Consider the following 24,655-nt stretch of genomic DNA (forward strand, 5'->3'; position numbering starts at 1 on the left):
GGGACGCCAGCAACCCTTCGGTTTCATGGCTAAATCCGGAGCCTATGTCTCCGGATTTCCCTACAAGATTCCCTACGGCAATCTTGTTTCCACTAGGGCAGGAACAATCCTACCAAGCTCCTTGCAGTCGCAAAAATACTGTGCAAGGTTTATTTTTACAAATCTTCTGCTTTTAGGGGTTTGACGTCTTTGAGCAATGGGTGATTCTTGTCAGCTTCTGAGACTTCTGCTTCTTCCAAGTTTTCCCATTGGATATCTAGGCTTGGGTCTGCATAGTTGACAAAAGCATATTTTGGCTTGAGCTCCAATGCCCAGTAGTCATTTACCAAATAGCTGTAGGCTACTTTGTCAGACAAAACTTGGAAACCATTGGCTACACCACGAGGAACAAAAATCCCTTTAGAGGCATCGATCACAGTTTGGTAGGTATTCCCGAAGGTCTCACCTTCACGAAGGTCTACCCAAGTTCCAAGAACCTTTCCTTCATCTGCTACAGAGATGTACTTGTCCCAAGGTTCTGCATGCAAGCCACGCAAAACATGCTTGCGTGAAAAAGAAACGTTGTTTTGCAACTTGCCTTCCGCAAAGAAGCTTTCAGGGAATCCAAGAGGAAGCATTTTTTCCTTTTGGAAGTTTTCCTTGAACCAACCACGGTTATCCCCATGAACTGGAATATCAAACTCCATCAAACCTGGGATGGCTTCAATCTTGCGGGCTGCTAATTCTTTTCCGAAAAATTGTTCTGTCATTAAGCTTCTCCAATCAAACGGAGCAAGTATTGTCCGTATTCATTTTTCTTCAGAGGTTGCGCCAATTCATGGACTTGTTCTTTGGTGATATAACCCATGCGATAGGCGATTTCTTCAAGGTTGGCAACTTGGACATTTTGCAAGCGTTGAACAGTCTCGATATATTGAGAAGCCTGCAAGAGACTTTCGTGAGTTCCTGTATCCAACCAAGCAAAGCCACGACCCATGAGCTCAACAGAGAGATCTCCACGCTCCAAATAAGCCTTGTTGACATCGGTGATTTCAAGCTCTCCACGAGGACTTGGTTTGATATTTTTGGCAATCTCTACGACATCATTATCATAGAAGTAAAGACCTGTCACCGCAAAGTTGGATTTTGGATGTTCTGGTTTTTCTTCGATAGAGATAGCATTCATATCTGCATCAAACTCTACCACACCAAAACGTTCTGGATCTTTAACTTGGTAACCAAAGACAGTTGCCCCTTTTTCTTTTGCTTCAGCCCGTTGCAACATCTTGGTTAAGCCATTTCCATGGAAGATATTATCTCCAAGAACGAGGGCAACATGATCATCACCAATGAACTCTTCACCAATGATAAAGGCTTGTGCCAAGCCGTCTGGACTTGGTTGTTCTGCATAAGAGAGAGAAATACCAAGTTCAGAACCATCTCCAAGAAGCTCTTCAAAACGTGGAAGATCTTGAGGAGTTGAGATGATCAAGATTTCTTTGATTCCTGCCAACATAAGAGTTGACAATGGGTAGTAAATCATTGGCTTATCGTAAATGGGCATCAACTGTTTGGAAGCGGCACGAGTCAAAGGATACAAACGAGTCCCCGAACCACCAGCTAAAATAATACCTTTCATAATGTTAGGCCTTTCTACGTATTCATTACCCCTATTTTATCATGTTTATATAAAAAAGTCACCTTGCATTTGTGTTGCAAGGTGATGACCGGAGATGAGAGTTGTAGAATTGTTAGCATTGGTCTTACTCATGATTCAAATAGATTACTGCTCCTTGACTGAGCCGTCTGAAAACCTTACCTTGTAGTAGAGCCCACTCAACCACTGCGTCTTGCTCGACAATCCAAAGAAAATTGAGAGGCTAGGACTTTTGTCCCAGCCTACTTCTTCACATACTGATCAACTGGATAATCTGCTGGATCCAAGCGCACCTTTCCTCCTGCCACTAGTTGGGCTAGATGCCAACCAATGAGGGGACCTGTTGTGAGGCCGGACGAACCTAGTCCACTAGCGACATAGAGGCCTGCTTGATCAGGAACAGCTCCCCAAAATGGTGAAAAGTCACTGGTGTAGGCCCGAGTACCCACGCGCACGCCGACAACTGTCGCTTGAGCTAGTTCTGGATAGTAGGCCAAGGCTTCTGTTTCCATCTGATTTAGCAGAACTTGATCAACCGTCAGGTCAAAGCCCATCTCATTCTCATGGGTAGCGCCCATACTGATTTTGCCATTTTGGAAGGGAATGATATCCAACTCTCCTTCAGGCATGACCACGGGATAATCATCAGTAACTAAGTCTAGCTGATAATCCCGCAATTGCCCCTTTTGCGGACGGACATCGACTTGGTAGCCAAGTGGCTCGAGCATTTGCCCCAACCAGGCTCCTGTTGCTAGGATGACTTGGTCATAGCTTTCTCCTGCTATCTGAAAACCATCCTCTGTAATAGCCAAAGCAGCCTCTTTCTTGATCACTTTTGCCCCACTTGCCTGAAGAAGGGTTTCTGTCAGAAGAGCTCCTTCTACATGGGCTCCACCTGATGCATAAAGGAGCTGTTCAAAACCATTTAGCCCTGGGAATTGCTGGGCCACTTCTTCTTTGTTTAAAATCGCCAAGTCCCCAATCAAGGGAGATTCTTCCCGACGACTCAGTGCCAACTGATAAAGTTCGTCTAATTTGTCCTCATTTTTCTTGAGGAGATAGACACCGGTCTGCTGGTAAAAATCTGTTTTGATTCCGTCCTTGGCCAGGTCCTCTACCAATTCTTGGTAAAAATCAGCTCCCAGACGAGCGAGGCGATACCAGGCCTTATTCCGCCGCTTGGAAAACCAAGGGCTGATAATGCCTGCCGCTGCCTTAGTTGCTTGGCCGACTCCATGGTCATAGACGGTCAGATCCACTTGTGCTTCTTTGGATAAATAATAGGCGGCAGTAGACCCTACGATCCCTGCACCGATAATGGCAACTTTCATGATGGCCCCTTAGATATGGTAAAAAGGATTGGTACTGGCTTGACTGCCAATCACTTCAATCTCCCACGCTTCTTCAGCTTTCCACTGATTGAGCTTTTCTACTAGTTTCGAGACAAAGAGAACCTCGATATGGTGCCCTGGATCCAAGGCCAAGAGCCCATCGCTCAGCATGTCTTGAGCCGTGTGGTAGTAGATATCTCCTGTGATATAGACCTCAGCTCCTTTAGCGAGAGCATCCTTGTAAAAGGACTGGCCACTTCCTCCACAGATGGCGACACGCGCAACAACCCGATCCAAATCAGTCTGGTCATAACTGACCAAGCGCAAAGCATCTAGGCCAAAAGTTTCTTTGACCTTTTCAGCCAACTGACCAAAGGTTTGGGCGGACAGCTGACCGATGCGCCCGATTCCGAGTTCTTCTCCTGTTATACTGAGGGGCTCTGTATCTTCAATGTCCAAAAGTTGGCAGAACCAATCGTTGAGACCATCTGGGACAATGTCAATATTGGTATGGCTGACGTAGACTGCGATATCATGCTTGATCAAATCGATATAGATTTGATTTTGGGCCCGATCGGCTACCAAATCCTTGATGGGACGGAAAATGGGCGCGTGCTTGACGATGATCAAGTCCACCCCATGGGCGATAGCTTCTGCCACCGTCTGCTCGCGGATATCCAGAGCCACCATGACCTTTTGGATGTCTTTTTGTAGCGTGCCGACCTGTAGGCCACGGACATCTCCCTCCATGGAAAGCTCCTGAGGACAATAGGCTTCATAGCGTTTGATGACTTCACTTGCTAACATGTAGAACCTCCTTGATTTGTGCGATGCGCTCTTCTAACGATGCTCTGGCAGATTGATTATCAACTGGGACCTGCTCCAAGGCAAAGGCTAATTTCTCTACTTCCTTGGACCACTTTTGGACAAATGCTGGAGCTTGTTCCCGCATCAAATAGGGACCAAAACGCAGTTCCATAGCTGTCAACTCTTGAGAACCCTGTTCCACCACGAGGATCTCATAGAACTTCTCATTTTCTTCCAAGATTGCTTCATCAACAATGCGGAAATCATGGTCTACTAACCAAGCCCGCAGTTCATCTTCCCGATTATTGGGCTGTAGGACCAAGCGAGAGACATTGGCTAATTTTTCAAGACCTGCTGCTAGGATATCAGCAATCAAGCGTCCTCCCATGCCAGCAATGGTGATACAGGAAATGCCGTCTGCTGGTTCAAAGGCAGCCAAACCATTGGCCAGACGGACCTCAATCTTGTCCTCCAAGCCATTATCTGCGACATTTTGGAGGGCAGACTGATAGGGTCCCTCAACCACTTCACCAGCAATGGCAGCCTCAATCTTGCCTTCTTGTAAGAGGGCGATTGGCAGATAAGCATGGTCACTCCCCACGTCCAACAGACGCGCTCCAGCTGGGACGAAGCTAGCCACCAAGTCCAAGCGATTTGATAATTTTGTAAATTCCATGTGCTACTTTCTAAACTTTTATTCCATCCTTTAGTATACCATGTTTGCACCATTAAAAAAAGGCGCAACGGCGCCCTTTTCTTATGCATTAATTTCCTTATACTCTACTTCCAAGCCACGTTTTACAGCTGGGCGATTAGCAATTTTCTCTGTCCAAGCTTGCAAATGCTTGTATTCCTTCACATCTAGGAAAATTCCTGCTCGGTCCCAGACCTTGTCTTGGGCTAGACGGCCATACCAAGACCAGATGGCAATATCCGCAATGGTATAGTCATCTCCTGCAATATAAGGTTTAATCGCCAATTCCTTGTCCAGTAGGTCCAATTGGCGTTTAGCTTCCATAGCAAAACGGTTGATGGCATACTCGATTCTCTCAGGAGCATAATGGAAGAAATGGCCAAATCCTCCGCATAAAAAAGGCGCGGCACCTGTCTGCCAAAAGAGCCAGTTGAGAACTTCTGTCCGTTTAGCAGGATCAGACGGGATTAATTGGCCAAATTTCTCTGCTAGATACAAGAGAATATTGGCTGATTCAAAGACCCGAATGTCTTGGTCGCCTGATTGATCCAACATGGCTGGAATTTTTGAGTTGGGATTGATGGCTACAAAGTCACTGCCAAATTGATCTCCCTCGCCAATCTTAATCCGATAAGCATCATAACCAGCTTCCACTCCCAACTCTTTTAATTCTTCCAGCATAATGGTGGCCTTGATCCCATTAGGTGTTGGAAGGGTATAGAGTTGGAAAGGCTGGTCGCCTTTTGGAAGAGTTTGTTCAAAGCGGGCACCTGCTGTTGGTTGGTTCAAGCCACCCCAGGCTCCTCCCATCTGGCTCGGTGCTTCCCATACTTCTGGTAATTGATAGTCTGACATCTCTTTTCTCCTTTGTCTATGTTACTACTAGCATATCAAATCCAGTCGCTAGTTTCAAAAATCTGCTACGCTAGCTTTACTTGACTTTTCTTGGCAAAATGATAGTATAGAAAAAATACATTTTTGAAGGAGAAAAATCATGTCCACGATCGACTTTCATAGTTTGGCAAAGACAGAACTACACTGCCACTTAGACGGTTCCTTGTCGCTTCAGACCATTCGCCAATTGGCATCCAAGGCCAATATTGACCTCCCCGATAGCGATGAAGAGCTCAAGCACCATGTCACTGCACCTGCCCACTGTGAGAATCTCTTGGACTATTTGGAAGCCTTTGACTACATAAGGCCGCTCCTCCAAACCAAGGAAGCCTTGACCCTTGCTGCTTACGATGTGGCCAAGCAAGCTGCTTTGGAAAATGTCGTCTACATTGAGGTGCGCTTTGCCCCAGAATTGTCCATGGACCAAGGGCTCACTGTCCCAGAAACTATCGATGCTGTCTGCGATGGTCTACGCCAAGCCCAGGAGGAATTTGGCATTGTTGCGAAAGCCTTGGTCTGTGGCATGCGCCAGTCCGATCAAGATCTCACCTCTCGTATCCTGGCAGAAGCCAACCAAGTTAGAGATCAGGATTTTGTTGGCTTTGACTTCGCTGAGGATGAACACCACTATCCACCACAAGCCATTGATGCCCTCATCCAACAGGTCAAAAGATACAACCGTCCCATGACCCTGCATGCTGGTGAGTGCCACTGCCCAGCCAATGTCGCTCAATCCATGGCCTATGGTATCAAACGAAATGGTCACGTGACCTTGCTAGCGGATGAACCAGAGCTTCTAAATGAGTTTGTGAAAAATGGGGTCACCGGTGAGCTCTGCTTGACCAGTAACCTTCAAACCAAAGCTACTGCCACTGTGGCGGACTTCCCTTACCTCAAGATGAAGGAAGCTCAAGCCCATATTAGTATCAACACCGATAACCGGACCGTCTCTGATACGGATTTGACCAAGGAATATGCCCTCTACCATCGCCACTTCCAAACAACGCCAGCTGACTTTTACCAGCACAATGTCGATGCCATCCAAGCTTCCTTTGCTAGTGACGAAGAAAAGCAAGAACTCCTTGCCAAACTAGAAAAGGCTTACGCTGACTATTTATAAACGAAAAAAGCTAGCACTCAAATAAGTGCTAGTTTTTTAATCTTTCCACAAATCCATCGCCTGTAAGAAATCATCTGAAACTGTGACATTTTCAGGCTGAAGGGCTTCGCGTTCTTGTTGTTTGATTTTTAATTGTGTCAAACTGGTAATGCCCTCCCGTCGCCAATTGCGCAGGATGGCCTGGATATATTTCCAGTGAGGCTTGCCATTAAAGACAGCTTCTCTCAAGGCAGCCTTTACAATATCAGGGTCTGTTTGGTCCTGCTTGACTGTCTGCGTCAAATCTTCGATTTCAAATGGCGTCAATAAACGTCCCAACTCCTGCTCAAAGGTTTTGACCAAATCAGCGAGTTCATTTTCTGCTTGCTTGTCTTGCCCTCGCTGTGCTACTTCTGTCTTGCTTTGAAGCAAGTCATCCAAGCGTTCAAGGGCAATGGTCGCATCAAAAAGAACTTCAATCTCCCCATCTAGCTCAATGGTCCGATATTGGAGCAAACCTTGGTTGGTCAGGCGAGACATGGACTGGTTAACTTCTGCGACAGACTTACCAATCGCATCTGCAATTTGATTAGGTGTGAGGCTGGTTTGGTTGGTCGTGTTTTGCAAGTAAAAGAACTGCCAAACCAGAAAATCCTCTGCGTCTTTAAATAAATGGTGATAATGGAAAAGTAAGGCACTTGGTAAGACCAAATTGCCCGACTTAAATGCTTGTGAATATGTCATACTACCCCTTTATAGGTAACCATAAAATGAAATATCTTTTTCTAACTCCTCCAAACGATAAGGAGTTTCTTGGTAAACTGCATAATTGATCCAATTACTAAAGAAGTTGGCTGCCGCTAAGTTCCACCGCATCCGTGGGTCCCGACTACTGTCATCCTGATCGTAATAATTCTTCGGAAGATCTGGATTCAAGCCTGCTTTGACATCCCGCTGGTATTCCTTGGCCAAGGTATCACGGTCATACTCCAAATGGCCAAAACTATAGACCTCCCGAAGGTCTGGACTGGCCAGGATGGATAGTCCTACTTCACCCCCCTGAGCCAGGACTTGCAAGTTACTCTTCTCTAGCACTTCCTTGAGGGGGACATCTGTATAACGTGAGTGAGGGGCCAAAAAAGCATCGTCAAAGCCACGCATCAAGCGATTCTGAGGATTCATGACTGTTTGCTCATAGATCCCAGAGAGCTTGTCGCAGAGGGCTACTTTTTCAATCCCATAGCGGTAATAGAGACCAGCTTGGGCACCCCAACAAAGATGCAAGGTGGAAAAGACATGGCGTTTTGACCAAGCAAAAACCTTTGTTAACTCCTCCCAGTAATCCACTTCCTCAAAGGCTAATTTCTCTACTGGAGCTCCCGTAATAATCAAGCCGTCATAATAGTTCTCTTTAATATCCTCGAAGGATTTGTAGAAGACTTCCATATGTTCTGCCGCTGTCGTCTTAGACTCATGGCTGGTCATATAGAGGAAATCCACATTGATCTGCAAGGGAGTATTGGCCAGGAGGCGTAAGAGTTGAGTCTCAGTGGCTACCTTAGTCGGCATGAGATTCAAAATCAGAACATTCATCGGACGAATATCTTGGTGCGTTGCCCGAATATCATCCATGACAAAAATATTTTCTGAGCGAAGAATATCAACTGCTGGTAATTTCTTATCTAAGGTAATTGGCATAAAAAGCTCCCATCTTACAAGTTGTTACCTCTTATTATAAGACAGGAGCATATAGTTTTCAATTATGGTTTTTCTCTATCTAGATATAGCTCTAAACTATATTAGTAATGCATCAAGACCTTGTAATCGTAGTCTCCGATTGCTTCGCGGCCTTTGAGATCATCGAGCTCGATCAAGAAGGCACAACCTGCAACCACTCCACCGAGTTTTTCGATCATTTCGATGGTTGCTTTAACGGTACCACCTGTTGCCAAGAGGTCATCGACGATGAGAACGCGTTGACCTGGTTTGATAGCATCGGCGTGCATGGTCAAGGTATCCACACCGTATTCTTTTTCGTAGTCAGCTGAGATGACTTCACGAGGCAATTTGCCAGGTTTACGAACAGGCGCAAAACCAATACCGAGCTCGAAAGCGACCGGACATCCAACGATGAATCCACGCGCTTCAGGGCCGACGATCATGTCGATTTTCTTATCCGTTGCGTATTGAACGATTTCACGAATCGCATAACTATAAGCATTGCCATCTGCCATCAAAGGGCTGATATCACGGAAGGTAATTCCTTCTTGTGGATAGTTCTCAATGCTTGCAATGTAATCTTTTAAATTCATTTCTAACTTCTTTCAAAATTTATGTTTACATTTCATTATACCATGAAAATTTATGAGATGCACTTGAAAGTCTTAAAAAAGCATACTTTAGTGTAATTGTTGACAAAACCTTACTTATCATCAGAAAGCAAATAATTATAAATTTCTTGCACAGATCCTAGGGCCATGAGTTCCTGGTCTTTGACCGTCTGCACCAAGTCCTGATAAATGGAACTAGAGGCAATCTCCTTCTTCTCTGCATCCTTGTTGACCGTCATGATGCCATTTTCAATCTGGACAAAGCCCAACTCTTGGAAGATTTGGATCATCTTGATCAACAAAACTTGTGGAATCTTGAGGTAGTCAGATAGTTGGCTGAGCTTATGGCGAATATCAAACTCAGGGAACTGATACAGCGTTTTGTAGAGTTTGGCATACTGATCCCGACTGCCGTAGCCTGTCAGGTAATAGGCCTTGTCTAGTTCATTTTTAAAATAGACCGCTTGGAAGCTCTGTTCTTGGAAGAAGGCTTTTAAGTCAGCCAGATCATCCGGGATGCGATCGATGACAATAGCAGGGCAATCTTCCCCTTCTTCCAACTGACTAAAGAGGGGGATGGCTTGTGGGAGAGGAGCATTTTTCCCTCGAATATTGTAGAGTTGAACTCCTTCTACACGGGCGTCCACGACCATCAGTTGCAGGGTGGTCTGTCCATTCCACTGATTGACGGACAAGGATACCACCAACTCCAAGTTTTTCGCTTGGGAGTGCTCCAATTCCAAATGGCCCTGGCCAAAAGCCACGACATCAAAATGGGCATCGCCTTTTTGAATCTTCAACTTCAGATGGCTATTACCAGCCCCCATGGTCCGACTAGACTCCACTTGAAAATCACGAATGTAAAAGACTGGCTTCTTATGGTCCATCCCAAAAGGAGCGAGACGGTCAAAACTCTTTAAGGTATCCAAGGTCAGCTCTTCTAGGTCCAACTCCTCATCCACAAAGAGTGTGGATTTGGCCGTCAGGTCAATCCCTTTTTCTACAATATAGTCAGAAAAAATCTCGGTCAGACGAGGGAGCTTGTCCACTTCCAGAGTCATACCAGCTGCACCCGCATGGCCCCCAAAGGCGATAAAGAGATCACGATGGGGATCTAGGGCTTCAAAAATATGGACACTTTCGGGACTTCGTGCACTTCCCTTGGCCTTGCCTTGGTCTATGGTGAGGACAATGATAGGCTGATGGAGCTCTTCAAGTAGGCGACCGGCTACGATCCCTAAGACACCAGGATTCCAGCCTTCTTTTGCCAAGATTTGAACGGGAAGACTTGGGTCGACCATGGCTTTGGCCTCATCGTAGATGGTTTGGACGATCTCCTTGCGCTCTTCATTCTTGGCTTGAATCATCAGCGCAATTTCCAGCGCTTCTTCGTCGTCAAAGCCCGTCAAGAGCTCGACCGCTGGATTTGGGTCATCCAAGCGACCCAGCGCATTGAGACGAGGGGCAATCTGAAAACCAACCGTTTCTTCATTTACATCTTGAGGAGCGATGGTGGCCAGCTTGAGCATTTCCTGGAGACCGATCCGTTGGGTTTGACGAAGGACACCTAGGCCATACTTGACTAGGATGCGGTTTTCGTCTGTCAGACTAACCATATCCGCAATGGTTCCAATGGCTACCAGATCAAGGAAATCTAGGGGCACCTCTTCTAGGAGGGCACAAGCCAACTTAAAGGCAACCCCACAGCCCGCTAGGTGCTTGAAAGGATAATCAGCATCTGGATGCTCGGGGTGAATGATGGCATAGGCATCGGGCAAGACTTCTGGCATGGCATGGTGGTCTGTCACAATAACATCTACTCCCATGCTTTGGGCCAATTCAATGGCTTCGTGGCCTGCTACCCCGTTGTCCACCGTGATGATGAGGGAAATCCCCTGCTGTTCAATAAAATACTTGTAGACACTGGCATTGGGACCGTAGCCATCCGTAAAGCGGTTGGGTAGATAGACAGCTACTTCCGCCCCCATCTGCTCCAGGGTTTCCTTCATAATAGAAGCGGCCGTCATCCCGTCCGCATCATAGTCTCCATAAATTAGGATTTGTTCATAGTCTTCAATGGCTTGGCGAATGCGATCCACTGCCTTGTCCATATCGTGAAGCAGGTAGGGATCATGCAGATCTTCTAGCCGAGGTTCAAGAAAACGATCCAGCGCCTCTTCCGTCTGGATCCCTCGTTCTCCCAACAACTTGGCTGCAGATGCTTCTAATCCTCTCTTCTTTGCTTGCGCTAAAAAAGTATCATCTGAAAAGGGCGCAGCAAACTGCCATTCATATTTTGACGTGATCATCTGTTTTTCTTTTCTCCCTGTCATCTAGTCTTCTTATTATAACATGAATTATTTTTTCAAATGCGAAAAAATGATTTTACAGAAGAAATGAAGAAAGGATTCCCTATCCGGAAATCCTCTCCATCAAATTTTATAAATCATCCCTGTACAGGCTTGCTCTGAAAGTTCGACAAATCCTAAGGACTGGTAAAAGGCAAGATTTTTCTCGCTCCGTTCAGTGACGAGAAGCCGTTGATAGACGGTGGGGAAGGTCGCTAAAGCCTCTTCTAGGAGTTTCTTTCCGATGCCTTGGCGCTGGTGATCTGGTCGCACCAAGAGGTCCTGTACCAAAAGGACAGAGTGGCCATCTCCTACCAAGCGGATGTAGGCAACGAGCTCTTTCTCATCATAGACTCCCAACTGCCAGAGACTGGCTTTGACAGCTTCTTCTAGCATAGTTGGATTGTTGGTATAATTGGTCCAGCCGACCGAGCTGTAAAGTGCGACTAAGTCTGCCATCGCTGGAATCTCTTGTTTGTACTCTAACATCTTAACTCCTTTTTAACCTATAGTGCTGGAAGAAGGCTATATCCCGATAAGGGGACTCCTGACAAACGGCCAGCTCCATCTGAAGCATGGACTCTCGCCAGCCTTCTTGGCCTTTGAAGTGATTGTCCTGCAAGGCATAAAAGACACGAATTCCCTGGTAGTCCTGAACTTCGAGGGCTAGATCTTCTACTGCTGCACCGAGATCATAGGCCTGGGCCAAGCCCATGGAGTGGGTTTCCAAATCTTGGCCGGCTAAGAGATCAAGCGCCTTCTGAGGATCATTTTCAAAGACGACTGTCTGCAGGACGCGGCCAACTTCATTGTGCTTGACGATGGAGAGTAGGCCACCTGGTTTCAAGAGGCGGGTGAATTCCCTGAGAATCACCTTGCGATCCTCCACATATTCCAAGACATTGTGGCAGAGGATAACATCAAAGCTCGCATCTTCAAGACTTGCTAACTGGTCCAAACTCCCGACGAATTGCTGGTAGGGATGGTCCTGGGCCCGCAAGGCCACCATTTCCTCATTGGGCTCCACAGCAAGGACCTCATTGTCTTTCGCTAGGTGGTTGGCCACCAGGCCAAAGCCACTACCAAAATCAAGCACCCGCTTACCTTTGATGTCCTGTAATTGTTCAAAAAGGATATCATAATAGATCTGTCCCCAGGGTTGCCGGAGGTTTTCAAAATAAGCTTGAATATTTGCGGTCATCTGATTCCTCCTATTTGAAGTTAAACATCTTGCTGGCTAGCTTGTCCGAGATACGAGGGAAAAGGGTATAGAGCTTGTGGCTCAGGTTCAAAAGCCAAGGCAGATTGAGCTCGCGTTTTGCTTTTCCAAAGTGTTTGACAATCTTTTTGGCCACAAAGTCAGGCTCCAAAATATAGCGGTCTACAGCCTTGACATAGCTTCCATCGGGGTCTGCCTGGTCAAAGAAAGTAGTCCGAATGGGACCTGGATTGACCGTCGTCACGTAGACACCAAAGGGCATCAGTTCCAACCGCAGGGCATTGGAGAAGCCAATGGCCGCAAACTTGGTCGCCGAATAGAGGCTGGACTTGGCTGTTGCGACGAGACCCGCCATGCTGACGATATTGACGATGTGCCCCTTGCCTGCTTCCTTCATGCGGGCACCCATCAAGCGTGAGAGGTTCATCAGGGCAAAGGTGTTGACCTCAAACATCTCTCGCACCTGCTGGTCAGAAATGCAATCAAAGGCCTCAAAGATCCCATAGCCTGCATTGTTGACCAAGACATCGATCTGTCCATAGCGCTGATAGAGCTCTTCGACGAGCTTTTGGACAGCTGAGGAATCTGTGATATCGATCCCGATGCATTCGGCTTGAGGATGGTCAGCATAGACTTGTTCTAGTTTTTCTTGATTTCTGCCTAAGAGAATAAGCCGGTCCTCAGGAAGGAGCTTGACCATTTCTTGTGCCAAGCCTCCACTCGCTCCTGTGATGATGATAGTTCGCATCTTAGATCTCCACTTCTTCCAAGTCCTTGACCACATGGACCTTCTCAAACACAGTCGCAGCATCCTTGCGCAATTGACTGACGTCCTTGGAGAGGAAGCGGGCACTGATATGGTTGAGTAGAAGGCGTTTGGCTCCTGCTTCACGCGCCACTTCTGCTGCCTGCATATTAGTCGAGTGGCCATGCTTACGAGCAATCTTCTCATCGCCCTTGCCATAGGTAGACTCATGCACGAGAACATCTGCATTGACGGCAAGTCTGACGCTGGCATTGGTCTTCCGGGTATCGCCCAGGATGGTGATGATCTTACCCGGTCGAGGGGCTGAGATATAATCCGCAGCAATGATCTTGGTACCATCTTCCAGGGTGACATCTTGACCATTTTTGACCTGGCCAAAGAGTGGTCCAAAAGGAACCCCTGCTGCCTTGAGCTTGTCTGCGTCGAGGGTCCCTTCCAAATCTTTCTGCATGACCCGGTAGCCGACACAGAAGATGGTGTGGTCCAAGGCCTCAGCATAGACCGTGAACTTATCAGTCTCCATGATTTTCCCAAGTGAACCTTCATCGAACTCATGAAAATGGATCTTGTAAGGCAGGCGTGAACCTGAAACCCGGAGGCTGGTCAAGACAAAGGATTTGATCCCAACGGGTCCATAAATCTCTAAATCCGTCTGCTCTTCATTGGCTTGAAAGGCGCGACTAGAGAGGAAACCTGGTAAACCAAAAATATGGTCCCCGTGTAAGTGGGTGATAAAGATCTTGCTAACTTTTCGAGGACGGATGCTGGTTTCTAAGATTTGATTTTGTGTCCCTTCTCCACAGTCAAAGAGCCAAACTTCATTGATCTCATCCAAGAGTTTGAGCGCTAGACTTGAGACATTACGAGATTTGGACGGCTGTCCCGCACCTGTTCCTAAAAATTGAATTTCCATTGTATTCTTTCTAACTAATATAGATCATAGCAGTCCGATTTTTTGATCGAACGGCGATTTTTCCTGGGTAGGCCCTAGCCAATTGGGCCAATTCGTCCTGGTTGTAGCCAGTCAGGCGGATGCTGCCATCTGCAAGCTCTTCAAATTGAGACAAAGCTGACAATTCCTTGGTCTCCACCACCTCTTGATCCGTAACATGCCGCATCAAGATCAAGCCTTCCTCTTCATAGACGAGGTAGTGAGGGAAGATTTGCGCAATCTCAAACAAGAGGTCCATGATGATGGCTTCTGCTTGCTGGGCAAAGACTTGAGCTAATCCCTTTTCTCGGTAGCAAAAGCCATAGGCCTTGCCAGAGAGATTGAGACGGACAAAGGGTTTGTCCTCCTCGAAGCTGGGACTGGTCTGATAGAGGTCAAAGGCTTCAGTGACTTGTTCATAGTAGTCTGTTGCTGCTTCGGGGCTCTTCTTTTGGTAAAGCTCAGCAAAGTAGGCATTGATGACACTGGGCGGTGGCGTGATAAACTGGAGCTTTTGCTCTTCTGTCAATCCCGCTAAGACCCGCTCCAAATAGACCTTGTCGAGACTGGTATAGCCCCCATAGCTGAGAGCGATATTAAGATAATCCATGATGATAAAACTCCTCTAGTCTCCATGCATTTTTAGGGGCGATGTAGCCTGTTATGACCTCACCAGTTTCCTCATAGGAACGCTCAGCCAATATGGCAATGGTCTCCAATTCATGGATGCAGTAGGCTTGATCAAAAGGAACCTGAATCGTAAAGGGATGGAAGAGCTCCTGCATCTTTTCAAGTAGAATGTCCTGTAGTTTAGTCCGACTATCGGGATCCTTGGCCGAAACCAGGCGATAAGGTGTCTGAGTCGGAGTAAAGTCCGCGACTTTATCAGCCTTATTGTAGAGAGTTAAGCGTGGAATCTCCAGCATCTCCAAATCCTTCATAATCTGAAGAACTGTCTTTTCATGCTCTTCATGGTTGGGATCAGAGGCATCGATGACATGGACCAAGAGATCCACATTCTTGCTTTCTTCCAGGGTCGACTTAAAACTGGTCACCAACTCTGTCGGTAAGTCCTGAATAAAGCCGACTGTATCTGTCAGAGTTACTTGTAGATTGCCTGTTAGATGGATGCTCTTGGTTGTGGCATCCAAGGTCGCAAATAGTTCATCTGCCTCGTATTGGGTCTTACTGGTCAAGGCATTCATAATGGTTGATTTGCCAGCATTGGTATAGCCGATCAAGCCAATCTTAAAGATGGGGGATTCTAGGCGTTTTTCCCGGACCACTTCACGGTTCTTCTCGACCACCTTGAGTTGACGCTCGATATCGGTGATTTGATTGCGGACACTCCGGCGGTTCAACTCCAACTGACTTTCTCCCGGTCCACGGGAACCAATCCCCCCAGCCTGACGGCTGAGCATGATCCCTTGACCCACGAGACGGGGCAAGAGGTACTTGAGCTGGGCCAGATGAACCTGGAGCTTGCCTTCGTGGCTTCGTGCACGCATGGCAAAAATATCCAAAATCAGCTGCATCCGGTCGATGACCTTTACACCTAAGATTTCTTCTAAATTCACATTCTGGCGAGGGGTCAAACGGTTGTTAACGACAACGGTCGAAACCTCATCTGCATCGACCATTTGGGCAATCTCTTCTAGCTTCCCAGAGCCGACAAAGGTCTTGCTGTCGTACTTTTCTCTCTTTTGGGTGTAAACCCCGACGACTTCTGCCCCGGCTGTCTTGGCTAGACTGGCCAACTCCTCCATGGACATGTCAAAGTTCTCCATACCTTGGAGCTCGACACCAACAATGAGGACCCGCTCCTGTTTTTTCTCAGTTTCTATCATCTAAAAATCTTTCTATATCTTGAAGAACCCGCTCCTTGAAGCCTTCTTCTCCAATCTGGTAAAAATGAACTGTCATCCGATTGCGAAACCAAGTCAACTGGCGCTTGGCAAAACGGCGCGTATTTTGCTTGAGCTGTTCAAGAGCCTCTTCTAAACTTTGCTCCCCCTTGAAATAAGGAAAGAGCTCCTTGTAGCCAATCCCTTTCGCAGCCTGAACCTCAGGATGGTTGTCATAGAGCCACTGGGCTTCTTCTAACAAGCCCTGCTCAACCATGAGATCCACCCGTCGATTGATGCGGTCATACAAGGCTTGGCGATCATCGTCTAGACAAATGATATAGGGTTCATAGGCTGGAGCTTGATTTTCCAAGTCCTGACCGAAATGGGAGATTTCCAAGGCCCGCATTGCTCGTCTACGATTGATCTGCGGAATTTCAATTCCCTCTTTTGCTACTCGATCAAACAGTTCTTCATCAGTGAGAGGGGACAAGGACTCCCGATAGGCTAGAATGTCCTCGTGGGCAACATCCCCTCCTAGGTGATAGCCTTCTAAGAGACTCTGGACATAGAGGCCTGTCCCTCCAGCAATAATAGGAAGGTGGCCTCGTTCTTGAATCTCCTCGATGGCTTGGCTGGCTTCTGTCACAAAATCGTAGGCTGAGTAAGTATCTGTCACCTCGCGGACATCGATCAGATGATGGGGAGCTGCTGCCTGCTCTTCTGGACTAGCCTTGGCCGTTCCAATATCTAGGGTGCGGTAGACCTGCTGGCTATCTCCGCTGATGACCTCCCCCTGAAAGCGCTGGGCCACCTCGATAGCGAGGGCTGTTTTCCCAACAGCGGTCGGTCCCACTATCACAATTATCTTGTTTTTCATCGTTTTTCCTTGCAAAAATCGCATTTTTTCGTTACCATATATTATAACATAAAAATTTAAAGTTCTAAAAAGGAGAAATTCTCATGGCTAAAGGATTTGGTAAAGGTTTTGTTACTGGTGTTGCTGGTACAGTTGCTGCTGTAGCAGGTGCAGTTTACACATTCAAGAAAAAAGTAATCGAGCCTGAAGAACAAAAAGCAGCTTTCATCGAAGAAAACCGCAAAAAAGCAGCACGTCGTCGTGTATCACACTAATCAAAAGAAAAAACTCCGGGAAACCGGAGTTTTTTTTTGTGAATGTAGACAAACTATTTTTACATTACTAGCTAGATAATTTTTTCAAAAAAGTTATTTATTATTTAAGATTTTAAGCAAGTCAAAAACTTTCCGCTGTGAGAAAAGTGCTAGAAACACGATTGTTTCTAGCACACGGGAGGTTTGGAACCTTAGGTCCAAAACTAAGTCATGGAACTTCGTAGAAGTTCGCTGACGTCCGTACTCACCTAAGGAAAGTTTTTCAGAAGAATTTATCTTTAATCTAAAAACTCCGGAAAACCGGAGTTTTTTTGTGTTCTTATCGTTCTTTCAACATCTTGGTGGCAAGGTCTAGCATCTCTACCGCCTTTTGGTAGTGCTCGTCCAACAAATCGTAGACGGCATCTTCCGATAAGACTCCACAGTAGACCTCTTCAGGGAAGTCTGGCTGGTTGGACAATTCGACATCGTCCATGTAGATCTGGCTAGTGTAGTAATCGCGAAGGGCGATATAGTTAGACTGGCCAGCTTCTACCCGTTTCAAACATGCTTCGAGCTCTTCGATTAAACCTTGGTAGGTGTTGAGATGGCCTTCCATCTCTTGGATTCGTTCAATTGGGGTCATGAGTTGTCCTTTCTATCTGCTAAAGAAACGACTTGCAGCTGCTCACCGCCTAGTAAAATCAAATAGGATTCAACCTGCTCCACACCATATGAACGGCGGAGGGCTTCTGCGTAGAGTTCCAGTTGGGCTTGGTAGCGATCCAGCAATTCTTGAGGGTTCCGGTAACGGTCTATCTTGTAGTCAAAGAGAAGAATCCGATCTTCCAATAGTAGGTAGCCGTCTAAGATCCCCCGGACCACAAAGTCCTGGCCACTAGCTGGATCTGTCTTGAGCATGGCAAAGGGCGCTTCACGATGGACCTTGTCGGACTCTTTTAGCAAGAGTTGGCCCAAGTCGGTCTGGAAGAAGGCCAAAACCTTCTTGAGGTCGATCCGCTTCTTGACAGCCGGACTGGCATTGACCTCTTGGAGGACCATTGCTAGGCTCTCCATTGTTGGAATCGTCGTCAATGGAATCCGTTGCATCAATTCGTGCAGGGCACTACCGACTGCTGCTCCTGTCACAGCTTCTTCCTTGCCAAAGGTTGGAAACTCAAAGCTTGGTAAGGCAAGATCCGCTTTTTCCATGAGGTCCACTCCGTCGATATCTTGGATAGGTTCATAGAATTTCTTAATTTGGCTCGGAGTCCGCACACTCGGAAGTTGGATGGCTGCTTGGTACTGGGTGTTGAGCCGGTCCACTGATTCTAAGACATCCAGGGCACGGCGGATCTCTTCTGATTGACGGTTGTCCTTGAGGTCATCGACTGGGAGAGAAGACTTCAACTCCAAGTGACCGATTTGCTCCGGCGTCAAGTCTTGGTCGGTCACAAAGCGGGTCTGATAGGACAAGTGTTGCTGGGCAAAGACTGCCTGGATGGCATAGAGCCAGTCTTGGAAACAATTGATCTCCTTACGAAGAGCTGGGCTCAAGCGTCCATTGACACTGGATCCCCATTTTTTCTCTTCTAACTTATCCTGCCGGCCCTTGCCCACCAGATAGAGCTTGCGCTCTGCCCGGGTCATAGCGACATAGAGGAGGCGCATCTGTTCCGACAAGGCTGCCAGACGAATTTCCTCGACATTCCGCTGGTAAGGCAGGGTCTCAATAACCAAGCGTACCGACTCGGGAAGTCCCTCTTGATCAGACTCGACGGGGAGATTCGCAACATACTTGATCCCGACCCCATTTTTCCGACTGATGACAGCATTGGTCGATAGTTCCTTGCCGACAAACTTTTTGTCAGTATTGAGGATAAAGACATAAGGAAACTCGAGTCCCTTGCTCTTATGGATGGTCATGAGTTGGACAGCATCCTTAGGAACTGCCTGGGCGACATTGGCCAAGTCGTGTTGGTTTTCCAGAATCTTATCAATCATGGAGATAAAGCGTGGCAAACCTTTGAAACTAGAGCTTTCGAAGTCATTTGCCCGAAGGGTCAAGGCATAGAGATTGGCCTGCCGTTGGGCTCCATTTGGCAGGGCACCCACATAATCATAATAGTGGCGATCCTGGTAAATCTTCCAGAGCAGGTCATAGAGAGAATGCGTCTGAGCATAGTCACGCCAGGCATCTAGTGTCTCCATAAAGCGGGTGAGCTTCTCTCTCAAGCTGGAATCGATCAAATGAGGAGCACTCCCTGTCTGGTCTAGTGCGTGTTGCAGTTTCTCATAGAGATTCTCTGCCTTCTTGCCTTCAACTCCCTGTAAGGCTAAGCGAGCCAACTGGTCCTCATCAAACTCAAACATGGCTGATTTCAGGAGGGCCACCAAGGGATAGTCCTGCAAGGGATTGTTAATGGTCCGGAGAGTGTCCAAAAGGACCATGACTTCAACGGACTGGAGGTAGTTTTCCTCTCCTCCATCTGCAACGATAGGAATCTGATAGGCTTCAAAGGCTGAAAGCACCTTGTCGTTGCGAGTCCGAGACGCCGTTAAAAGCGTAATATCTTTGAAGTTTACCCCTTCTTCATTGTGGAGGCGGATAATTTCCTTGATGACCAAAAGGACTTCACCTGAGGATAGGCTATCCCCTTCTTGCTCATCTTCTTCAGCTGCTTCAGCCACATCCTGACTGCCATCGTAGAGCAGGAACTCAGTTTCATAGGCGGGTGTCGGCTCTTTCTTCTCGGGATTGCCCGCAATTAAGCGGTGGCTCTGGTCATAGAGAATCTCACCAACTTCCTCATCCATGAGGCGTTCAAAGACATGGTTGGTCGCTTCTAAGACTTCTACATGGCTACGGAAATTCTCCTTGAGTAGGATCAACTTACCATCAGCCCCGTCTTCTTGGTAGGCCTTAAACTTGTCATTAAAAATCTGAGGATCTGCTTGACGGAAACGGTAGATGGACTGCTTGATATCTCCCACCATGAAGCGGTTGTGGCCGTTAGACAAGAGCTCCAACATCCGCTCTTGGGTGTGGTTGGTATCCTGGTATTCATCGACCATGACCTCGTGGTAGCGCTCCTGATAGAGACTACGGATATGAGGGAATTCTTCAAGGATCTGGATGGCAAAATGGCTGATGTCGCCAAATTCAAAGGCATTTTCCTGCTTCTTGCGCTCCAAATAAGCGGTGGAGAAAGCTTGGACAAAGTCCCTAAGCAAGACCAGCAAAGGCAAGGGCTCATCCTTGAAGCGAATCTGATAGGTTAGTTGGTAGTGCTGGGAAGTTGCCGCCCGCAAGGCTTCGATGCGTTCTTTACGTTCGTCATTGAAAGCTGTAGCTAACTCTTTCAGGTCTTCTTTTCGTGTCGTAATGGTCAGGCTACGTCCTCCGCTGGCACGGGAGATCAAGACCACCCGCTCTAAGACCTCAAAGATGGTTTCCTGGCTGGATTTCTCATTGAGACTAGCGATTAAGTCTTGAATAGCGGTGACATTCTCTTTGTACTTAGCCCCTGAAAAGGCATGACCTTCATTTGCCAGGTGGAAGGTAAAGAAAGATTCCAATTCAAAAAGCTTCTCTTTTACCTCTTGGGCCAACTGGTCCAAGGCTTCATCATAGTCCAGGTCCTGATAGCCTTTGAGGAAGGACTCCTCTAGCCAGGCTTGGGGATCCGCAGTGGATTGGAGGAAGTCTACCAGGGCATAAACCTGGTCCTTAAAACCAGCTAGCGACTTGCCCTTTCCTGTAAAGTTCTTGACCAGACGACTAAAGAGGCGGTCAGGCCCTTGCTCCTCATAAAAACGCTCAAAGACTTGTTCAAAACAGTCATTCTTGAGCAAGTACTGCTCGCTCGCACTTTGGAGGATGCGAAAGGTCGGCGAGAGGCCTAATAAATAGCCATATTTGGAGACCAGGCGTTGCGTGAAGGCATCCATGGTTCCGATATCACTAGTTGGTAATTCTGCAATTTGTTGGGCCAAGTGGTGCTTGAGCTCCTCATCTTGACTGGCCTTGAGACTTTTCTCCAACTCTTTTTCTAAGCGTTCCTTAAGCTCGGTTGCTGCTTTGACGGTAAAGGTTGAGATGAACAATTGCTGGATGGAAATCCCCCGATGCAATTGATCCAGGATTCGTTGGACCATGACGAAGGTCTTCCCAGAACCAGCCGAAGCTGAGACTAGGATATTGATCCCTGATGAATAGATGGCTTCTATTTGCTCAGGGGTTCGTTTTTGTTCCTTGTCAGACTGGGCCTCCTGGATTTGGAGGTTTTGAATCTGGCTGGGACTTAAAAATTCAATTGGTTTCATTGATTCAATTCCTCCTTCATTTTTTCTATCCAGGCCTGGCGGAGCTTGTCACCGACTGGGCGTTTCTCGTACTGACTTGGATCCAATTTTTCCAAGAAGCGGGCTTGTCCCAGGTGGAGATTGGCTTCAAATCCCGTAATAGACTTGTATTGTTCTACAAAGGGAGCAATGCTTCGTCCATTTTCAGTATAAGGGTTGATCGCAAAGTTACCCGACAAGATCCCCTCGGCTGCCTCTTGATAGAGATGGGCATTGTAGAGCAAGAGCAGGTCTAGCTCCTCTTGACTTAGTAGCATGGCCTTGTTTTTCTCATAATGCTCGTCAAGTTGGCTAGCCTGATCTGCCAAGAATAGACCCTTGTATTGCTGGGTTTTTAGAACGGCTTGAACGGCATCATCGACCTCCTTGGTATCCTTGAGAGGCACCAAAGGATCCACCATCTGCAAGTACATGGCTCCAAAAATCCCCTTGTCAGGATCAAAGGCCTGAAAGTCTTTGATAGCAGAGAGATAGGTTGGCAACTGGGAGTTAAGGCCATTAAAGAACTTCTCAAAGTTAAACTTGGTCTCACTGGACTTGTAGTCCACCACTCCCAAAGCTCCCGTATCAGACAGCCGGTCAATCCGATCGACCTTGCCCTTGACCAAGAGCGGACGACCATCTTTTAGGGTTAAGAAGGGACGATCTGCCTGGCCGAAGAGAGCTTCTTCTCCAATGGTTTCAATGCGATCATTGTGAGCGAGGACACGACCAGTCGCCCGGGCCGTATCTAAGAGCAACTCTTTTGAAAAGGCCGCCATGGCATTCTCCTGATAAAGGAGAGCAAACTCTGTCTCCTGGCTGGTTTCGCGAATGGCCTTGTTCAAGCGCTCATCAAATGTATCTTCTGAAGGATCTTTTAGCACCCGTTCAAAAATTCGGTGCAAGAAGTTTCCATGGCTTCTCGCATCTGGTCGCAAGTGCCACTCCTCCTGCAAACCTAGGACATAGTGGAGATAATAGCTGTATTGGTTTTGGTAGTAGGTGTTGAGAGCTGAAGCAGATAAAGTCAGAGCCTGACCTTTAGGATAAAGGGCTTCCAGCGTCTCATCTTCTAGTACCTTGGTCGTCAAGTTTTGGCTGATTTGCGGAATGTGCAAGCCTTCTGACGCTAATTTCTTCCGAAGGACACGAATGGCAACTGCCCAGAAGGTCGCTTCTTCCTTGCTCAATTCCTGGTCAATTTCTCCCTGGTGCAATTCAATCAATCGAGCTAAGAGGGCCTGGTAAGACCCCATATCTTGACTAGAGGCTGTTGCCTTCTTCGAAATGACAGATAAATTGAGGGGTCCCTTGGTCAACTCGAGCAAGTAAGGGGACATCTTGTCATCCACCTCGTTAACTAAAATAGGGCTAGACAAGACCAATTGTTTAGTGGCTGCATTGAAGAGGGACAGAGCGACGAAGCGATTCTTCCGTAAGTTGTCCTGACTGGCAATTTGGAGATTGGCCTGTTCGTCTGAAGCTTGGTTCAAGACCTGGCGCTCCTCATCCGTCAGCAAGGATTGGTCCTTTGCAATCTTAGGGAAGCGCTCCTGGGTCAAGCCGATGGCATAGACATAAGGCGCTGATAGAGGTTCAATCAAATCATAGGACTGAACCGTCACCACATCGACAGTCGCAGGGACCGTCCGATAGCTTGCCAACAACATTCCTGATAAGAGGATGCTTAGGAAATCATCCAAGGTCACCTTTATCTGTTCAAAAACTTGGGCAAATTGCTCTAGTACATGGCTAAAGGACTTCCAGACCTGGTCATAGCGTTCCATCTCCTGCTCAGACCCACGACTGGCCAAGTTTTGCATATTTTGAGCCAACTGAGCCTCCTGGCAAAACTGGGCAAACTTCTTCAGTAGCCCCTGGCTAGTCTGACTCTTAGTCTTATAAAATTCCTGCAGAGGACTGATGACTTGCTGGCGAATCTGATTGAGACGCTCTAGGTCAAATTTGTCCTGGTGGTTAGCTGTAAAGTCACGAGAAAAGGCAGCCAGACCCTTGATCTCTGCAAAGCGAACATATTGTTCAAAATGGTCAATTTCCTCTCGTGTCAGCGTCCCATAGAGCCCAGTCTTCAAGAGATTGACCACATCCTCGGTCAAAAAACGGTAGCGACGAAGGCGGTCCAAGGATTCCACCCATTGGACCAGGGGATGCTGGGCCATGGATTCGCTCTTCCCGAGATAGAAAGGAATCTGGTACTGGTCAAAGATAGTCTTGAGCTGGAGCTGATAAGCATCCACATCTCCCAAGAGGACCCGAATGTCTTTGTAACGCGCCCCCTCATACAAACGTTGGCGAATAGAGCGAGAGACGGCTTCTAGCTCTTCCTTTTGATGGTTGCAGGTCCAAATCTCTACAGCTTCTCGATCTTGATCAGACAGCTCTACATCGACTTCTGTAAAGTCATAGCGAGCTTCCAAGATCCGCGTCATGCGGCTAAAGGCATCCTCTTTTCCTTGACCGACGTAGCTTGGTGTGACCTGGTAGGTCCTAGCCAAGTCTAGCAAGAAATCGACACTGGCCTGGTAGAGATTGCCCTCACGAAAGCTCGAGCGATAGGCCTTCTCACTGGCATAGGCCCCGATAATGATCTCGACACCCTTGTCATGTAGCAAATGAACCAGGTAGTCCTCCTCAGCTGAGAAACGGGTAAAGCCATCAATCACTAAGGCCAAATCCTTTAACTCCTCATCCAAATCTCCCTTGATAAGGTGAGAGGCAAAACTAGCCAACTTAGACTCAGACTCAAAGGCGCCTGCAACTAACTGGTCTTGGACAGCCTTCAAAATATGGACCAAGTCTTCTCTCTTTTCCTGATCTGGCAAGGCATCCAAGTCGGATGCTGTCATCTGGGCAGACTGCAACTCATGAAAGAGCTGGATCAATTGTTGGATAAACTGGGGATCCTTCTTGAGACGGGCGTAGACCTTGAGCTCTTCATCGGGCATCTGAGAAAGCACCTTAAAAAAGAGCATGCCGAGACCGATATCATCGAGCGACTGCTGCTGGTGGCTTTCATTGAGGGTAAAATAGCGCGCCATTTGGGCAAAGCGCGTAATGGTAATGGCAAAAGAAGCCTTCTGGTCAAGGAGTTGCAAGACCTTTCCTTCCTTTTCGAAGGAAAGGGAGTTGGGTGCGATATAAAAGACTCGCTTCCCTTCTTCAACCAATCGATTGGCCTCATCCACCAAGACCTGGGTTAAAGGGGTTCGAATATCTGTATAGACTAGTTTCATAATGTTATGATTCCTGTAAAATGATAGTTCTATTATACCATC

Annotated in this window: 22 protein-coding genes; 2 read left to right on the plus strand and 20 right to left on the minus strand. The window is 47.3% G+C overall.

Annotation, left to right across the window (positions count from 1 at the left end; genetic code table 11):
- Positions 1-155: 155 nt before the first annotated feature.
- The 6 genes from AC3E6G_RS04780 to yghU form a co-directional block, all read right to left on the minus strand.
- The gene (locus tag AC3E6G_RS04780) at positions 156-749 is read right to left on the minus strand and encodes a dTDP-4-dehydrorhamnose 3,5-epimerase family protein (protein ID WP_023022979.1); all 594 of its coding nucleotides are present in this window, start codon (positions 747-749) and stop codon (positions 156-158) included.
- Positions 749-1,618 carry a glucose-1-phosphate thymidylyltransferase RfbA gene (rfbA, locus tag AC3E6G_RS04785; RefSeq protein WP_048717356.1) on the minus strand — a complete coding sequence of 290 codons (870 nt, stop codon included), beginning with the start codon at positions 1,616-1,618 and terminating at the stop codon, positions 749-751. The genes AC3E6G_RS04780 and rfbA overlap by 1 nt, the downstream gene beginning before the upstream one ends.
- A 260-nt stretch (positions 1,619-1,878) precedes the next feature.
- Positions 1,879-2,970 (minus strand): NAD(P)/FAD-dependent oxidoreductase, encoded by a 1,092-nt coding sequence (locus tag AC3E6G_RS04790; RefSeq protein ID WP_490700688.1) that lies wholly within the window; start codon positions 2,968-2,970, stop codon positions 1,879-1,881.
- A 6-nt stretch (positions 2,971-2,976) separates the two neighbouring features.
- Positions 2,977-3,774 (minus strand): Nif3-like dinuclear metal center hexameric protein, encoded by a 798-nt coding sequence (locus AC3E6G_RS04795; protein WP_048788928.1) that lies wholly within the window; start codon positions 3,772-3,774, stop codon positions 2,977-2,979.
- Positions 3,761-4,450 (minus strand): tRNA (adenine(22)-N(1))-methyltransferase, encoded by a 690-nt coding sequence (locus AC3E6G_RS04800; protein ID WP_048788927.1) that lies wholly within the window; start codon positions 4,448-4,450, stop codon positions 3,761-3,763. Before AC3E6G_RS04800 ends, AC3E6G_RS04795 begins: the two co-directional genes overlap by 14 nt.
- A gap of 81 nt (positions 4,451-4,531) precedes the next feature.
- A complete protein-coding gene (gene yghU / locus AC3E6G_RS04805; RefSeq protein ID WP_490700555.1) occupies positions 4,532-5,323 on the minus strand; it encodes a glutathione-dependent disulfide-bond oxidoreductase in 792 nt (263 codons plus the stop codon).
- A gap of 139 nt (positions 5,324-5,462) precedes the next feature.
- Here yghU and add point away from each other — a divergent pair, with 139 nt between their 5' ends.
- Positions 5,463-6,482: an adenosine deaminase gene (gene add / locus AC3E6G_RS04810; RefSeq protein ID WP_490700556.1), complete on the plus strand. Its 1,020-nt coding sequence runs from the start codon at positions 5,463-5,465 to the stop codon at positions 6,480-6,482.
- Positions 6,483-6,518: 36 nt separating this feature from the next.
- Here add and AC3E6G_RS04815 read toward each other — a convergent pair whose 3' ends face one another.
- The 11 genes from AC3E6G_RS04815 to miaA all read right to left on the minus strand — a co-directional run bounded on the left by AC3E6G_RS04815 (position 6,519) and on the right by miaA (position 16,779).
- Positions 6,519-7,205: a DnaD domain-containing protein gene (locus AC3E6G_RS04815; protein ID WP_140813914.1), complete on the minus strand. Its 687-nt coding sequence runs from the start codon at positions 7,203-7,205 to the stop codon at positions 6,519-6,521.
- A gap of 9 nt (positions 7,206-7,214) precedes the next feature.
- The gene (gene metA / locus AC3E6G_RS04820) at positions 7,215-8,159 is read right to left on the minus strand and encodes a homoserine O-acetyltransferase MetA (RefSeq protein ID WP_048717344.1); all 945 of its coding nucleotides are present in this window, start codon (positions 8,157-8,159) and stop codon (positions 7,215-7,217) included.
- Positions 8,160-8,260: 101 nt separating this feature from the next.
- Positions 8,261-8,773 carry an adenine phosphoribosyltransferase gene (locus AC3E6G_RS04825; RefSeq protein WP_003002788.1) on the minus strand — a complete coding sequence of 171 codons (513 nt, stop codon included), beginning with the start codon at positions 8,771-8,773 and terminating at the stop codon, positions 8,261-8,263.
- Between the two features lie 110 nt (positions 8,774-8,883).
- On the minus strand, positions 8,884-11,100 hold the full coding sequence (recJ, locus tag AC3E6G_RS04830; protein WP_490700689.1) for a single-stranded-DNA-specific exonuclease RecJ: 2,217 nt from the start codon (positions 11,098-11,100) through the stop codon (positions 8,884-8,886).
- A 123-nt stretch (positions 11,101-11,223) separates the two neighbouring features.
- Entirely contained in the window at positions 11,224-11,628 is a 405-nt protein-coding gene (locus AC3E6G_RS04835) for a GNAT family N-acetyltransferase (protein ID WP_140813912.1), read from the minus strand.
- 1 nt (position 11,629) lies between these two features.
- Positions 11,630-12,340, minus strand: coding sequence for a class I SAM-dependent methyltransferase (locus AC3E6G_RS04840; RefSeq protein WP_490700557.1), 711 nt, complete (start codon positions 12,338-12,340; stop codon positions 11,630-11,632).
- Positions 12,341-12,350: 10 nt separating this feature from the next.
- Positions 12,351-13,106: an SDR family NAD(P)-dependent oxidoreductase gene (locus tag AC3E6G_RS04845; RefSeq protein ID WP_490700558.1), complete on the minus strand. Its 756-nt coding sequence runs from the start codon at positions 13,104-13,106 to the stop codon at positions 12,351-12,353.
- A 1-nt stretch (position 13,107) separates the two neighbouring features.
- Positions 13,108-14,037, minus strand: coding sequence for a ribonuclease Z (rnz, locus tag AC3E6G_RS04850; RefSeq protein ID WP_195348018.1), 930 nt, complete (start codon positions 14,035-14,037; stop codon positions 13,108-13,110).
- Between the two features lie 10 nt (positions 14,038-14,047).
- Positions 14,048-14,668, minus strand: coding sequence for an HIT family protein (locus AC3E6G_RS04855; RefSeq protein ID WP_414288314.1), 621 nt, complete (start codon positions 14,666-14,668; stop codon positions 14,048-14,050).
- Positions 14,652-15,902, minus strand: a complete 1,251-nt coding sequence (gene hflX, locus AC3E6G_RS04860; protein ID WP_490700559.1) for a GTPase HflX — start codon at positions 15,900-15,902, stop codon at positions 14,652-14,654. Before hflX ends, AC3E6G_RS04855 begins: the two co-directional genes overlap by 17 nt.
- Positions 15,889-16,779 (minus strand): tRNA (adenosine(37)-N6)-dimethylallyltransferase MiaA, encoded by an 891-nt coding sequence (gene miaA / locus AC3E6G_RS04865; RefSeq protein WP_490700560.1) that lies wholly within the window; start codon positions 16,777-16,779, stop codon positions 15,889-15,891. Before miaA ends, hflX begins: the two co-directional genes overlap by 14 nt.
- 83 nt (positions 16,780-16,862) lie before the next feature.
- Between miaA and AC3E6G_RS04870 the strand changes: the two genes are divergently transcribed.
- Positions 16,863-17,033 carry a DUF3042 family protein gene (locus AC3E6G_RS04870; RefSeq protein WP_003002781.1) on the plus strand — a complete coding sequence of 57 codons (171 nt, stop codon included), beginning with the start codon at positions 16,863-16,865 and terminating at the stop codon, positions 17,031-17,033.
- Between the two features lie 319 nt (positions 17,034-17,352).
- Here the strand turns inward: AC3E6G_RS04870 and AC3E6G_RS04875 are convergent, their stop codons facing one another.
- From AC3E6G_RS04875 to rexB, 3 genes are read right to left on the minus strand one after another with little or no spacing between them, the layout of a single operon-like run.
- Positions 17,353-17,658, minus strand: coding sequence for a DUF4298 domain-containing protein (locus tag AC3E6G_RS04875; protein WP_490700561.1), 306 nt, complete (start codon positions 17,656-17,658; stop codon positions 17,353-17,355).
- Positions 17,655-21,338: a helicase-exonuclease AddAB subunit AddA gene (addA, locus tag AC3E6G_RS04880; RefSeq protein WP_490700562.1), complete on the minus strand. Its 3,684-nt coding sequence runs from the start codon at positions 21,336-21,338 to the stop codon at positions 17,655-17,657. The genes AC3E6G_RS04875 and addA overlap by 4 nt, the downstream gene beginning before the upstream one ends.
- Positions 21,335-24,613: an ATP-dependent nuclease subunit B gene (gene rexB, locus AC3E6G_RS04885; RefSeq protein WP_490700563.1), complete on the minus strand. Its 3,279-nt coding sequence runs from the start codon at positions 24,611-24,613 to the stop codon at positions 21,335-21,337. The genes addA and rexB overlap by 4 nt, the downstream gene beginning before the upstream one ends.
- Positions 24,614-24,655: the final 42 nt, after the last annotated feature.

This window comes from Streptococcus sp. SCPM-O-B-23252 (M501) (assembly GCF_058200355.1).